The organism is Tamlana crocina, from assembly GCA_040429635.1.
Taxonomy (GTDB): Bacteria; Bacteroidota; Bacteroidia; order Flavobacteriales; family Flavobacteriaceae; genus Flavisericum; species Flavisericum crocinum.
Genome location: CP158972.1, coordinates 2,476,050 through 2,489,246, shown reverse-complemented (window position 1 = coordinate 2,489,246; position 13,197 = coordinate 2,476,050). Strand labels below are relative to the sequence as shown.

14 protein-coding genes are annotated in these 13,197 nt (G+C 36.5%); 10 read left to right on the top strand and 4 right to left on the bottom strand.

Translation table 11 applies throughout. The features are described from left to right. Positions 1 to 10: 10 nt before the first annotated feature. On the top strand, positions 11 to 346 hold the full coding sequence (locus ABI125_11050; protein ID XCF05260.1) for a tRNA-binding protein: 336 nt from the start codon (positions 11 to 13) through the stop codon (positions 344 to 346). Positions 347 to 472: 126 nt separating this feature from the next. Here ABI125_11050 and ABI125_11045 read toward each other — a convergent pair whose 3' ends face one another. Beyond that, entirely contained in the window at positions 473 to 859 is a 387-nt protein-coding gene (locus ABI125_11045; protein XCF05259.1) for a PUR family DNA/RNA-binding protein, read from the bottom strand. A gap of 151 nt (positions 860 to 1,010) precedes the next feature. Then, positions 1,011 to 2,768 (bottom strand): ABC transporter ATP-binding protein, encoded by a 1,758-nt coding sequence (locus ABI125_11040; protein XCF05258.1) that lies wholly within the window; start codon positions 2,766 to 2,768, stop codon positions 1,011 to 1,013. A 446-nt stretch (positions 2,769 to 3,214) separates the two neighbouring features. On the opposite strand from ABI125_11040, the gene nusB reads away from it, so the two are divergent. From nusB to ABI125_11010, 6 genes are all read left to right on the top strand, one after another. Continuing rightward, the gene (gene nusB, locus ABI125_11035) at positions 3,215 to 4,162 is read left to right on the top strand and encodes a transcription antitermination factor NusB (protein XCF05257.1); all 948 of its coding nucleotides are present in this window, start codon (positions 3,215 to 3,217) and stop codon (positions 4,160 to 4,162) included. Between the two features lie 82 nt (positions 4,163 to 4,244). Further along, positions 4,245 to 4,715, top strand: coding sequence for a DUF1573 domain-containing protein (locus ABI125_11030; protein XCF05256.1), 471 nt, complete (start codon positions 4,245 to 4,247; stop codon positions 4,713 to 4,715). 6 nt (positions 4,716 to 4,721) lie between these two features. Then, the gene (yajC, locus tag ABI125_11025; GenBank protein XCF05255.1) at positions 4,722 to 5,018 is read left to right on the top strand and encodes a preprotein translocase subunit YajC; all 297 of its coding nucleotides are present in this window, start codon (positions 4,722 to 4,724) and stop codon (positions 5,016 to 5,018) included. A gap of 130 nt (positions 5,019 to 5,148) precedes the next feature. Then, a complete protein-coding gene (locus ABI125_11020; GenBank protein ID XCF05254.1) occupies positions 5,149 to 5,529 on the top strand; it encodes a hypothetical protein in 381 nt (126 codons plus the stop codon). 364 nt (positions 5,530 to 5,893) lie between these two features. Continuing rightward, positions 5,894 to 6,334, top strand: coding sequence for a GNAT family N-acetyltransferase (locus ABI125_11015; protein XCF05253.1), 441 nt, complete (start codon positions 5,894 to 5,896; stop codon positions 6,332 to 6,334). A gap of 24 nt (positions 6,335 to 6,358) precedes the next feature. Then, positions 6,359 to 6,550: a hypothetical protein gene (locus tag ABI125_11010; GenBank protein XCF05252.1), complete on the top strand. Its 192-nt coding sequence runs from the start codon at positions 6,359 to 6,361 to the stop codon at positions 6,548 to 6,550. Between the two features lie 72 nt (positions 6,551 to 6,622). Here the strand turns inward: ABI125_11010 and ABI125_11005 are convergent, their stop codons facing one another. Beyond that, positions 6,623 to 7,102 (bottom strand): hypothetical protein, encoded by a 480-nt coding sequence (locus ABI125_11005; GenBank protein ID XCF05251.1) that lies wholly within the window; start codon positions 7,100 to 7,102, stop codon positions 6,623 to 6,625. 146 nt (positions 7,103 to 7,248) lie between these two features. Here ABI125_11005 and ABI125_11000 point away from each other — a divergent pair, with 146 nt between their 5' ends. Next, complete coding sequence (locus tag ABI125_11000; GenBank protein ID XCF05250.1) at positions 7,249 to 10,176, top strand: FAD-linked oxidase C-terminal domain-containing protein; 2,928 nt, start codon at positions 7,249 to 7,251, stop codon at positions 10,174 to 10,176. Positions 10,177 to 10,215: 39 nt separating this feature from the next. Here the strand turns inward: ABI125_11000 and ABI125_10995 are convergent, their stop codons facing one another. Beyond that, entirely contained in the window at positions 10,216 to 11,058 is an 843-nt protein-coding gene (locus ABI125_10995) for a UDP-2,3-diacylglucosamine diphosphatase (GenBank protein ID XCF05249.1), read from the bottom strand. A 257-nt stretch (positions 11,059 to 11,315) separates the two neighbouring features. Between ABI125_10995 and aroC the strand changes: the two genes are divergently transcribed. Together aroC and ABI125_10985 are read left to right on the top strand one after the other, a co-directional pair. Beyond that, complete coding sequence (gene aroC, locus ABI125_10990) at positions 11,316 to 12,374, top strand: chorismate synthase (protein ID XCF05248.1); 1,059 nt, start codon at positions 11,316 to 11,318, stop codon at positions 12,372 to 12,374. Positions 12,375 to 12,584: 210 nt separating this feature from the next. Further along, a complete protein-coding gene (locus tag ABI125_10985; GenBank protein XCF05247.1) occupies positions 12,585 to 13,031 on the top strand; it encodes a hypothetical protein in 447 nt (148 codons plus the stop codon). Positions 13,032 to 13,197 lie beyond the last annotated feature (166 nt).

Sequence of the window (13,197 nt, the reverse complement as noted above, 5' to 3'; positions counted from 1 at the left end):
TTTTTGAAAAATGAATGAAGCGATAACTTTTGAAGACTTTAGTAAAATCGATCTGCGTGTAGGAACCATTATTGAGGTTAACGATTTTCCCGAAGCTAGAAATCCGGCTTTCCAATTGGTTATAGATTTTGGAGAATTGGGAATTAAAAAATCATCGGCACAGATTACCACTTTGTATAAAAAAGAGGATTTATTGCAGAAACAAATTGTAGCGGTGGTGAATTTCCCCAGAAAACAAATCGCCAAATTTATGAGCGAATGTTTGGTGGTTGGGGCGGTTAGTGGAAAAGACGTATATCTTTTAAACCCTGAGATCAAAGTTAAAAATGGTACTTCGGTCAATTAATTTATAGTTAAATGGCAGTTGTCATTTTAAAATGATTTCGACTGCGCTCAATCTGACAGGGAACTTTTTAAGCATAAAAAAACCGCAACATTTCTGTTGCGGTTTTGTTTTTTATAAGAACGATTTTTAAATATCATCAAAATCAATATCAGTAAAACTTCCCGATGTTGTTTTTAACTCATCTTCGGTAACGCGTGGTTCGCTATCATATTCTTTTTTAAAGTCTTTTTGGTGGCGCTCGCTGATTACTTCGTCGCCTTTTTCTCTAATGATATATTCGGTAGTTTCGGCTAAAATATCCTTGAACTCGTTAAAATCTTCTTTGTAAATGTAGATTTTGTGCTTTTTATAATAAAACGACCCGTCGTCATTGGTAAACTTTTTGCTTTCGGTTATTGTAAGGTAGTAATCATCAGCTTTTGTGGCTCTCACATCAAAAAAATAAGTACGTCTTCCTGCTCTTAATACTTTCGAAAAAATTTCCTCTTTCTCCATCATTCCGTTATTGTTCATCGTTCAATTAAATTATGTTTATTAATCAATAGTGTTCCAAAAATCTAAAAAAAAGCTAAACTAACCAACATTTTTTGAAGTTTCTTTTCTCTTTTTGACTTTTTATTGAACAAAAAACAGAACTGGTTTTGTGGGGTGAATCTGTAAAATGTTATTTTTCAGTTGTTTCGCTTAACTGCTTTAAATATAGATTTTGGTAGTAGCCCTCAACGTTGATTAAAGATTCATGGTTGCCTTCCTGAACTATTTTGCCATCATCCAGAACAATAATTTTATCTGCATTTTTAGCTGAAGACACTCGGTGGCTAACAATAACAGAGGTCTTTCCTTTTGAAATTTTATTGAGCGTTTTCAGGATTTTTTCTTCGGTTTCGGTATCAACGGCCGAAAGACAATCGTCGAACAACAAAATTTTCGGAGACTTGATAATAGCCCGTGCAATGGAAACCCGCTGCTTTTGTCCGCCCGAAAGTGTAATACCGCGTTCGCCCAAAACGGTATCGTAACCTTTGTTGAACTTGATGATGTTTTTATGCACTTGCGCGTTTTTTGCAGCCTCAACAACATCATCATCGGTAGCGTCCTGTTTTCCAAATTTTATATTGTTTTTAATACTATCTGAAAACAAAAAAGCATCTTGCGGCACGTAACCAATACTTTCGCGCAAACTGGTTAAATGATGATGGTTTATGTGGGTTCCGCCAATAGTAATGCTACCTTGATCAATGTCATAAAGGCGTCCAATCAGATCTAAAATAGTCGATTTTCCGGAACCGGTTTTTCCCAAAATGGCTAAAGTTTCGCCTTCGTTGATATTAAAACTTACGCCTTTTAAAGCTTGAATATTCGTGTCGTCATAAGTGAAATAGACATTATTGAAGCTGATATTGCCATCAACATGGGTTTCAGTTGTGGGCGTATTTTTTATTTCGGGTTCAATTTTTAAAAACTCATTGATACGCTTTTGGGAGGCTTCGGCCTGTTGTACTATTGAAGTTACCCAGCCCACGGTTGCGACGGGCCAAGTTAGCATGTTTACATAAATGATAAACTCGGCTATGGTTCCCACACTTTCAATTTCGCCATTAATGTACTGCATGCCGCCAATATAAACCACCATGAGGTTGCTGGTACCAATGAGTAAAATCATCATCGGGAAAAACCAAGCCTGTACATTGGCCAAACTGATTTGTTTTTCCTTGCTTTCTTTCGCCAAGGTTTTAAAGTTGGCAGATGTTTGTGGTTCTATACCGTAGGCTTTTATCACCGAAATACCACTAAAAGATTCTTGCGTAAAGGTGGATAGCTGCGATAAATATTCCTGAACAATAGTACTGCGCTTGTGTATTTCCTTGCTCAATTTATAGATAATCACCGAAAGAATGGGTAAGGGTACAATGGTGTAAAGCGTTAGTTTTGGCGAAGCATTTACCATGTAAATGATTACGATGATAAACAGGGTGATGGTGTTGATGCTGTACATAAGCGCGGGACCAACATACATACGCACACGGCCTACGTCTTCGGTAATACGGTTCATTAAATCGCCCGTTCTGTTTTTTTTGTAAAAGTTCAGTGAAAGTTTTTGGTACTGTTCGTAAACTTCATTTTTTAAATCGAACTCAATATAACGCGATACATTAATAATGGTTTGGCGCATAAAAAATGTGAGCAAGGCTCCAACTACTGCGGCACCAATTATAAACAGGATCACTTCGGTCAATTCAGATTTTAGCGCCGTTTTGGTAACTTCACCATCCATGTAGTTTTCAATAACCACAAAAATCTGTTTTACATAGCGTGGGGTAAACAGCAAAAAAATCCGGGCTATAATGGTGATGATAACCCCTATAATTAAATGTGTTTTATATTTTAAAAAGTATTTATTTAAGTGCTGTAGTTCCTTCATTATAAACCTAAAGTAGAACGCAAATATAGGGTTTAAATACCAATAAAAGCAGGGGCTAAGGCTAGCTAATTGTTAAAAATACTTTAAAGCTTTGGTTTGGGGTGGTGTTAGGATTTCTTTCAAAACCGCTTTCAGAAGGCGAATCTTTTTAATCAAAAAGAATTCCCCGAATGTTTGCATCGGGGTTTCCGTTGAAATTGTCATTCCCGTGAAATCGAAGATTCATGAATTCAAAAATTAAGAGTAAGTGCCCATGAATAAAGCGGGAATCTAAATAAAGAATCTTTAGAGAAGAACAATCTCTGAGGCAAAGTTAAAAGGAGAATTCATTCGTTTCTAGAAATTCTTTATTAAAGTAAATAAAAGTATGCGGTTTTTAAATATAGTTTTATTTTTGCCGCGTAAAACCAAGATAAATTTCATCTTTTTTAAAACAGTTCTTTGTAATGATGTTGAGCAGGCGCCATATCCGTGTAAAAGTAATGCAAACACTTTATGCCTTTAGGGGGAGCGAAAGTGACGATTTTAGTAAAGACCAAAAATTTTTACTGTTTAGTATAGACAATATGTACAATTTGTATTTACTGCTGATGTCGTTATTGATTGAAGTTCAGAAAAAAGCCGAGACCGATTTGCACAAAAAGCAAAACAAACATTTGGCTACTAAAGAAGACAAGGATCCTAACAGAAAGTTCGTTAACAACCAATTGCTGAAATTGATTTCTGAAAACGAATCGCTTAAAGATGCATTTAAGGCCCATAATACCAATTATTGGGATTTGGACGACGAGTATGTTGAAGTGATCTTTAAAGCCATAACGGCGAGCGACCTTTACAAAGAATACATGAAAACCAGAGTGTCTGATTTTAAAGAAGACAAAGAGTTTTTAGTCGATATTTTTAAGGAAATCATTGCCCCCAACGAAAAACTTTACGATTATTTGGAGGATAAAAACCTCACTTGGCTTGACGATTTACCAACGGTAAACACCACTATTTTGAAATTGTTGCGCAAAGCAAAGCTAACCAGCAACGAACACTTTTTTACCCCAAAATTGTATAAAGATATTGACGATAAGCAGTTTGCCATCGAACTGTTTAGAAAAACGCTTTTAAACCGTTCGGCCATCAATAAGGAAATAGAAGCCAAAACAAAAAACTGGGATGCTGAGCGTATTGCTTCTATAGATTATACTTTGTTGCAAATGGCCATTAGCGAGCTTAAAAATTTTCCGTCTATTCCCGTGAAAGTGACTATTAATGAATATTTGGAAATTTCGAAAGAATACTCCACTCCAAAAAGCAGCATCTTTATTAATGGAATATTAGATAAGTTGGTTAAGGAATATGAAGCCTCAGATAAATTGAATAAAGTGGGACGAGGGCTAATGTGATTTTGTTAAGAAAACCCGAAAAATTTTTAATCGGTTTTAATAATTCCTATTTTTGTTCACCTTAAAAATTAATAAGTCTATTATGAAAAAAATAATTTTAAGCTTAAGTGCATTATGTTTGGTAGCATTTACCTCGTGTAAAGAAAATGCTGCTCAAAAAATTGAAGAAAGCAATGTAGCAGCCGCGGCCGAAAGAGATGCCGTAGCCTCAAAACTCCCGGTAATTGAGTTCGATAAAAAAGAGCACGATTTTGGTGAAATTGAAGCCAAAACAGCTGTTGAAACGGTTTTCAGTTATAAAAATACTGGCGATGCACCATTGGTAATTACCGATATTAAAAGTTCTTGCGGTTGTACCGTACCACAAGATTGGAGCAGAGAGCCATTGGCACCAGGCGATTCTGGAAAATTCACAGTAAAATTCAACGGTAGTGGTTCAAACAAAATAACCAAAACCATTACGGTTACGGCCAATACCGAAAAAGGAAGCGAAATAGTAAAAATAACGGCGTTTGTAAAACCAGACCCAAGTAAAGCACAGGCTAAAAGCTAATATATTATGGGAGAAGGATTAGGTGGTTTTTTACCAATAATTTTAATGTTTGTGGTAGTGTATTTTTTCATGATTGCACCACAAATCAAACGAGCCAAGAAAGAGAAGAAATTTGCGGCCGAATTAAAACGCGGCGATAAAGTCGTTACCAAAAGTGGTTTGCACGGTAAAGTGGCAGACCTTAATGAAAAGGACAACACTTGCGTTATTGAAACATTGGCAGGAAAGTTGAAGTTTGATAAGTCGGCCATTTCAATGGAAATGAGCTCCAAGCTCAACGCGCCAGCAAAACCAGCAAAATAAATATAGCTCGTTTTTAAACAGTTTAAAGCCTCCAATTTTGGGGGCTTTTTTTTGTGTTATAAACAGTTGGGTAGGGTAATGGGGCTATCAGTTGTCTAAAGAACAGATAAACAGTTTTAAAACTCATCCTATGGAATTGCTTGCGGTTGGTGTACTCTTTTTATTGGCTAATGGTTTGGTGCTTTATTTTGCTTTGTTTGGCGTTAGGGATTACGAATCGGTAAATACATTTAAAAGTTATTCATTTAGTAAACCAGTTTCTGGAGTTTGTTTCAAAGAAAAAAGATTGGCTTACCAGTTGCAAAGTCAAAAACGAAAATTGAGACGGCAGCTTGAAACGCTTGAATATGTGTCTAATTTAGAAAGCTATTTAAACGGAAATTTAACTCCCGCAAATAGATTGACACAGATAGCTGAGTTAAATACACTAAAATTAATAACACAAAAAAAAGTATTGGTTTCTGCTAGAGAAATTATTTCAATGAAAGACATTACAAAAAACAACAGATGAAATTAAATACTGTATAAAGCAGGTGATGTGTTTTTTAATACAAAAACAGAAGCTTTAACATTGTTTTATGATTATACAAATGCCTCTAATTTGCTATTGGCCATGTGTTTTAGTAAATTTGCAAAACATGGGGAAAGGAACAAGGAAAAAACAAAATTACAGAATCTTCAATTTTAACTATTTGGTTTTCAGAATTCAATCTGAAAAATTTATTCCTCCGGCAAATTTAAACGATTAAATAGCAACTTTGCTTTATCACGTAAATCCTCTCTATTGGATTTCGTACACCCATTTAGTTAATTTATCTTAATCCAATTTTAAGTTATCCTGTTCAATAAATGAGGATAACCATTAAATAGAATACATGACAATTAAAACCTATGATGCTTTTTCAAGGCTATCCATTTTTGACATAAATCGTGTTACTAATTTTTTATTTCAAAACTCTGATAAGTTTGGGGACTCAAAAAGTGCAATAAGAAAATCTTTAATGTACGCCGCCAAGGAAATACCCGGCTTAGGTGGTTATGTGTTTGTTTTGGAAGAAAAAGATGAAATTGTTGGCGCAGTAGTAGTTAATCGTACCGGAATGAACGAATACCTTTCTGAAAACATTTTGGTTTATGTAGCCGTAAAAAAGGAAAACAGAGGAAAAGGTTTAGGTAAGAAATTAATAGAGCACACGATAAAATATTGCAAAGGCGATATTGCTATTCACATTAACAAAGAAAACCCGGCCATTAACTTGTTTAAGGACAAAGGGTTTAAGGCCAGAAACATAGAAATGCGGTTGGAAAGGCCTTAAATCTCAATTAAAAAATTAAATTTTATGAAAATATTATATATCAAAAGAAATACAAAATACGAAAAACGATATACTTCTAAAATGGGAGAACTCACAACAAAAGTTACCTACATTAAGCGCTATGTTTTGGGGCTTCCGGTAAAAACACTTCATAAATATCGTGAGACTTATTTTGGTGAAGTAAAAAGCTGTGACGACTGTATGCTGTTCATATAGTTTATTGGTAAAATTAACCCATAAAAAAAGCACCTTTTTAGGTGCTTTTTTTAGTTATTTAAAAGAGTTTGATTAGAATTGGTAACGGATACCAAGCGCAACATCAAAAACAGTGTTGTCAGTAAAATCATTATTCCCAAATTCTGGTCTAAAATCTAATGAAAGTTGTAATGGAATGTCAAAGTTATATTCAACCCCGATATTACCAGCAATAAAAAAACCTGTACCATCAACACCATCTAAAGTGTTTTTTCCAGAAAATGAAGTTAAACCAGCACCAGCACCAGCATACCAATTAAAGTCGCCATCAAGAAGCCAAACCCATTGGTATAAACCGGTGAGTTTAAAAGCACTATAGTTGTTTCCGTTTCTTAAGCCTAAATCGGCTTCCAAACGGTTATTGTCACCCAAAGCATGTTGATAAGAGATTTCAGCACCAAAACCATCACTACCGCCTAAGCGCAAACCTATCGCATTTTCTGAGATTTCTTGGGCATTCGATGTTAATACAAAACCTAATACTGTTAGTGATAATAAAAATAATTTCTTCATAAAGTGTAAGTTTTAATGTTATTTGAATATACGATGCTTTCAACAAAATAGATCATTTTTGTTCACCGTACTATTTTACAAAAATAGCATCCTCAATGTTATTATATTTAACAATTTTATAGTTTTATAAACAATTTAACAGCCAAATGACCTTAACGCCACATTTACAGGAACTAAGCAAATCGCTTTCTGGAGAATTATTTTTTGACGACTTAATAAAATCGATTTATGCTACCGATGCATCGGTTTATAGAATGTTGCCATTGGCTGTGGCTTACCCAAAAAACAACGACGATTTAAAGCAGCTTATAGCCTTTGCTAAAAAACATAAAACCTCATTGATTCCACGTACGGCGGGTACTTCATTGGCTGGGCAATGTGTTGGCGAGGGCATTGTGGTCGATGTATCCAAATACTTTACAAAAATTATAAGTGTAGATGAAAAGGCTAGAACGGTAACCGTTCAGCCAGGTGTGGTGCGCGATGCTTTAAATAATTATTTAAAACCCATGGGCTTGTTTTTTGCGCCCAATACTTCAACCTCAAACCGTTGTATGATCGGTGGCATGGTGGGGAACAATTCTTCGGGTACAACTTCCATTCAATATGGCGTTACCCGCGATAAGGTTATCGAAATGCAGACCATATTGAGCGATGGTAGCGAAGTGGTTTTCGGGGAAATGGAGAAAGCAGAGTTTAAAAGGAAAACCAAAACAAATAGTTTAGAGGGCAGCATATACAAATCGATTTATTCCGAATTGGAATCGGAAGCTGTTCAAAAGCAAATTCGAGATAATTTTCCAAAACCGGAAATACACCGCAGAAATACCGGCTATGCCATAGACGAACTGATAAATACTGAAGTTTTTTCAGAAACCGACGAAAAATTCAACATGTGTAAATTGCTTTCGGGCAGTGAAGGTACGTTGGCATTTACCACACAAATTATCTTAAAATTGGATGTGCTGCCACCATCTGAAGCCATTGTGGTTGCCGCACATTTTAGCAGTATTGAAAATTGCTTGAAAACCGTGGCCTTGGCCATGGAGCATAATTTGTATGCCTGCGAAATGATGGATAAAACCATTTTAGATTGCACCAAACAGAACAAAACCCAGTTTGAAAACCGACAGTTTATTGTTGATGACCCCAAGGCTATTTTAATGTGCGAAGTTCGGGCCAATACCGTTGAGGAAGTGAAGGTTTTAGCCGAAAATTTAATAAAAGATATTGAAGCGTCCAACCTTAGTTATGCCAACCCAAAACTAGCTGGCGACGATGTGAATAAAGCCAATAATTTGCGAAGTGCTGGCTTGGGACTTTTGGGTAACATAATCGGCGATAAAAAATCGGCGGCTTGTATTGAAGATACAGCAGTGGCCTTACCCGATTTGGCCAATTATATTATGGAGTTCGCCGCTTTGATGAAAAGTTATGGGCAAGACGCCATTTATTACGCCCACGCCGGAGCGGGCGAATTGCATTTGCGTCCCATTTTGAATTTAAAAAAATCGGAAGACGTGGTGCTCTTCAGAAAAATAACTACTGGGGTAGCCGAATTGGTTAAAAAATATAAAGGCTCCATGAGTGGCGAACATGGCGATGGTATTGTACGCGCTGAGTTTATTCCGATGATGATTGGCGAAGAAAATTATGCCATTGTAAAGCGTATAAAAATCGCCTTTGATGTTGAAAATATTTTTAATCCGGGAAAGATTGTTGACGCTTACCCGATGGATAAATCCTTGCGTTATGAATCTGATAGAGAAGAGCCGGAGGTAGAAACCTTACTTGATTTTTCAAAATCGTTGGGTATTTTAAGGGAAGCCGAAAAATGTAACGGCTCGGGTGACTGCCGAAAACTATCCGAATTTGGCGGAACGATGTGCCCTAGCTACCGAGCCACGCGAAATGAAAAAGATACCACAAGGGCGCGGGCCAATGCGCTTCGTGAATTTTTGACGAATTCTGATAAGGAAAACAAATTCGACCACGAAGAATTGAAAATGGTTTTCGATCTTTGTTTAAGCTGTAAGGCTTGCGCCAGCGAATGCCCAAGTAGTGTGGATGTGGCTGCTCTAAAAGCCGAGTTTCAATACCAATACCAAAAAGCGAATGGCGTGCCCATGCGCACCAAATTGTTTGCTTACAACAATAATTTGAACCGATACGGAAGTGTGTTTCCGAAGTTGACCAATTTTATGTTTTCAAACGGAGCGACGTCCTCACTTTTAAAAAACAGCTTCGGTATTGCGCCACAGCGCCAACTACCATTAATTTCAAATAAAAGTTTAACTGCAGAATATAAAAATAGAGCAAAAACTTGGTCTAAAAAACAAACCATTAAAACAGTGTATTTGTTTAACGACGAGTTTACCAATTATTTGGATACGCCCATTGGTGTGGATGCAATCGAATTGTTGACCACTTTAAATTATGAAGTTAAGATGGTTGAGCATGCCGAATCGGGGCGTTCATTTTTATCGAAAGGGCTGTTGGAACAGGCCAAAACAGTAGCCGATAAAAACGTTGCTATTTTCAAAGATTTGGTTTCAAGTGAAAGTCCGCTTTTGGGCATCGAGCCTTCGGCCATTTTAACTTTTCGCGATGAATATTTAAAGTTAGCCGACGACAAAGCTTCCGCTGAAAGCATTTCAAAAAATGTCTTTTTAATTGAAGAATTCATCCAAAGTGAAATAGAATTGGGGCACATAAAACCCGAACAGTTTACTTCAGAAGAAAAAACGATAAAATTCCACGGGCATTGCCACCAAAAAGCATTGAGTAATCAACTATCAACATTTTCGGTGTTAAACCTTCCGAAGAATTACAAAGTAACCATTATTCCTAGTGGTTGCTGTGGTATGGCAGGTAGTTTTGGTTACGAAAAGGAACATTATGAAGTAAGCATGAATGTGGGCGAACAAACCCTATTCCCCGCAGTTAAAAAGGCATCAAAAGAAACGATTATTGCGGCCAACGGTACCAGTTGTAGGCATCAAATCAAGGATGGCACAAAGCGCGAAGCAAAACACCCTATTTCTATTTTGCGAGAAGCGTTGCTTGATGATTGAGCTAAAAAAGAATTTTAGCCGAACCTCATGCCACAAAATTTACTTTTTGGCATGTTGCTCAACAATAGTAATGGCGGCAATTAGGTCTTTAATTTCCATGTCAACAATTTCGTCTTCAACAACAAATGGAGCGAGTTTGTCTTTGCTGAAATTGTAAACTTTCCAACGTTTAAATTGGTATTCTAAAGCGGTGAAATTTTCAACCCAATCACCAGAATTCAAGTACATGGTTTTCCCTTGCTTATTTTCTTTGTAAACCATTTTGGGTTGGTGTATGTGGCCGCAAACAACGTAATCGTATCCGTTTTCAATAGCCAAATCGGAAATAACGGTTTCGTAATCGTTGATATATTTTACAGCTCCTTTTACACCGTTTTTTATTTTTTTGGAGAGTGAATAGCGTTCTTTGCCGCGTTTTTCCAAGCACCAATTTACAAAGCGGTTGATTAGAATTAAAAGGTCGTAACCGTATCCGCCCAATTTGGCCAGCCATTTGGCATTCTGAATGGAAATATCGAAAACATCACCGTGAAAAAACCATGCCCGTTTGCCATCAAGTTCTAAAACCGCTTTATCAACAATAGAAATATTCCCTATAGTGGTGTTGCTGAATTTCCTCAACATTTCGTCATGGTTGCCTGTAATATAGATTACTTCAACACCGTTGGCAGCCATGTTCATTATTTTTTTGATAACCTTTAAATGAGGCTTCGGGAAATACCGTTTGCTGAATTGCCAAATATCGATAATGTCACCATTGAGTATGAGTTTTTTAGGTTCGATACTGTTTAAATAGGTGAGCAAATGCTTGGCGTGGCAACCATAGGTTCCCAAGTGAACATCGGATATTACAGCAATTTCAAGTTTTCTTTTAATCTTCAAAATAGTCGGCGATTGGTTTCTTACAAATTACACCATTTAGTATTATGTAAACATTATCTGATAATTATTTGTATGTCAGTATATTGTTAAGGCAGTGTTATTTAAAAGGACTGTTCGGTAAAGTAGTTCAATTATTAAAAGCCGAAAATGGGAAACGAAAAACACAACGAAAAAATGAAATCTTTCAACAATAGAACGCTGATAACAATGAGCTATATGCCAAAAAAACTTTATTTTAGCCGAAAAATTGAGAACTTATGGCTGGAAATTCCTTTGGAAAATTATTTAACCTAACAACTTATGGCGAATCGCACGGCTCTGCATTGGGTGGTGTAATTGATGGTTGTCCTCCAGGAATTGAATTGGATCTTGATGCCATTCAAAACGATTTGGCAAGGCGTAAACCGGGTCAATCAGCTATTGTAACACAACGTAAGGAACCTGATGCCGTAAAGTTTCATTCGGGAATTTTTGAGGGTAAAACAACCGGTACTCCCATTGGATTTGTTATTGAGAACACCAACCAAAAGTCGCACGACTATTCACATATAAAAGATAGTTACAGACCCAGCCATGCCGATTACACTTACGATAAAAAATACGGCTTACGTGATTACCGTGGCGGTGGGCGCAGTTCGGCGCGCGAAACGGCATGTAGGGTAGTGGCAGGTGCCATTGCCAAGCAAATTTTAAAAGATGTTGATATCAAAGCCTATGTGTCGGCAGTGGGAACCATGAAATTGGATAAGCCTTACACAGAGTTGGATCTCAACCAAATCGAGTCGAATATTGTACGTTGTCCGGACCAAAACATGGCTGCTGAAATGGAATCGTATATTAAGGAAGTACGCAGTAAAGGCGATACTGTTGGCGGCATAGTAAGTTGTGTGATTAAGAATGTGCCTGTTGGTTTGGGTGAACCGGTTTTTGATAAACTGCACGCCGAATTGGGAAAAGCCATGCTATCTATAAACGCCGTTAAAGGATTTGAATATGGTAGTGGGTTTCATGGTAGCACCATGTATGGTAGCGACCACAATGATGCCTTTAATAACGATGGCTCCACAAAAACCAACTATTCTGGAGGTATTCAAGGAGGTATAAGTAATGGTATGGACATTTATTTTAATGTCGCTTTTAAGCCTGTAGCGACACTAATCCAAAAATATGAAACCATAGACAAAGAAGGTAACACTGTTGAAATGCAAGGAAAAGGACGTCACGACCCCTGTGTAGTGCCAAGAGCGGTACCCATTGTAGAAGCTATGGCGGCATTGGTTTTGGCTGATTTCTACCTTATCAATAAAATGTATTGAGTTGAATACATTAAATAGTTAAAACAAAAATAGAAACAAAGTATTTTAATGGTTAAACATTAAATTATTGATAATTATACTTAAGGCCTTATGCGACAAAGCAGTACATAAGGCCTTTATTTTTGAAAAAAAACACAAAAAATTCGATAAAACGCTTGTTTTTAACGATTAATTACATAGATTTGTACTTTAATCCCTTAAATCTTAACCATGAAATTAAAAGTTTTTATCCTCAGTTTTGGTCTGTGTTTAGTAACGGGCACAGGTTTCGCCCAAAAAAATAAGGAAGCGAAAAGCATAATCAGTGAAAAAATCAGCATCAATAAATACCATAACAAGCAAGAACTTGACCGTATGCAGAAAGGTGAATTGATTAAGCTTTATACCGAACGAAACCAAGTTTTGGTAAAAACATTACCATACATTGCATTTGCTACGAAACCGGGTGTAACTATGACCACTTTGGGGATACCGAATGATTCGGATAACAGAAAAGGTTTGGATGATCAATTTGAAAATACAGATGACTATTTAGAAAAATCTACAGAGTTTCATAATGTGTATTTACCCTATTCTGATACTAAAAACTTAATTGCTGCTATTCTATTTTATGAAGAAATCATGAAATCGTTGCATCAATACAGCGAGTTTAGGTAACAGATAACCTTTGTTTTATTGATGATTTTACCAAACCATTTGTTGACAAATATTCAAGAGTAAACAGTGTTTTATTGTTACATACTTTGATGCCTACTTACAGTATATTCCTCTTTCATATTTTTTAAATACGTACAAAACAGTCTTTTATCGATGCTTTTAAGTC

Coding starts and splice junctions, on each gene's coding strand:
- ABI125_11015 (XCF05253.1), top strand. CDS start 5,894: ATGACAATTAAAACCTATGATGCTTTTTCAAGGCTATCCATTTTTGAC.
- ABI125_11050 (XCF05260.1), top strand. CDS start 11: ATGAATGAAGCGATAACTTTTGAAGACTTTAGTAAAATCGATCTGCGT.
- nusB (XCF05257.1), top strand. CDS start 3,215: ATGATGTTGAGCAGGCGCCATATCCGTGTAAAAGTAATGCAAACACTT.
- ABI125_11005 (XCF05251.1), bottom strand. CDS start 7,102: ATGAAGAAATTATTTTTATTATCACTAACAGTATTAGGTTTTGTATTA.
- ABI125_11040 (XCF05258.1), bottom strand. CDS start 2,768: ATGAAGGAACTACAGCACTTAAATAAATACTTTTTAAAATATAAAACA.
- ABI125_11030 (XCF05256.1), top strand. CDS start 4,245: ATGAAAAAAATAATTTTAAGCTTAAGTGCATTATGTTTGGTAGCATTT.
- ABI125_11045 (XCF05259.1), bottom strand. CDS start 859: ATGAACAATAACGGAATGATGGAGAAAGAGGAAATTTTTTCGAAAGTA.
- ABI125_11020 (XCF05254.1), top strand. CDS start 5,149: ATGGAATTGCTTGCGGTTGGTGTACTCTTTTTATTGGCTAATGGTTTG.
- ABI125_11000 (XCF05250.1), top strand. CDS start 7,249: ATGACCTTAACGCCACATTTACAGGAACTAAGCAAATCGCTTTCTGGA.
- ABI125_10985 (XCF05247.1), top strand. CDS start 12,585: ATGAAATTAAAAGTTTTTATCCTCAGTTTTGGTCTGTGTTTAGTAACG.
- aroC (XCF05248.1), top strand. CDS start 11,316: ATGGCTGGAAATTCCTTTGGAAAATTATTTAACCTAACAACTTATGGC.
- yajC (XCF05255.1), top strand. CDS start 4,722: ATGGGAGAAGGATTAGGTGGTTTTTTACCAATAATTTTAATGTTTGTG.
- ABI125_11010 (XCF05252.1), top strand. CDS start 6,359: ATGAAAATATTATATATCAAAAGAAATACAAAATACGAAAAACGATAT.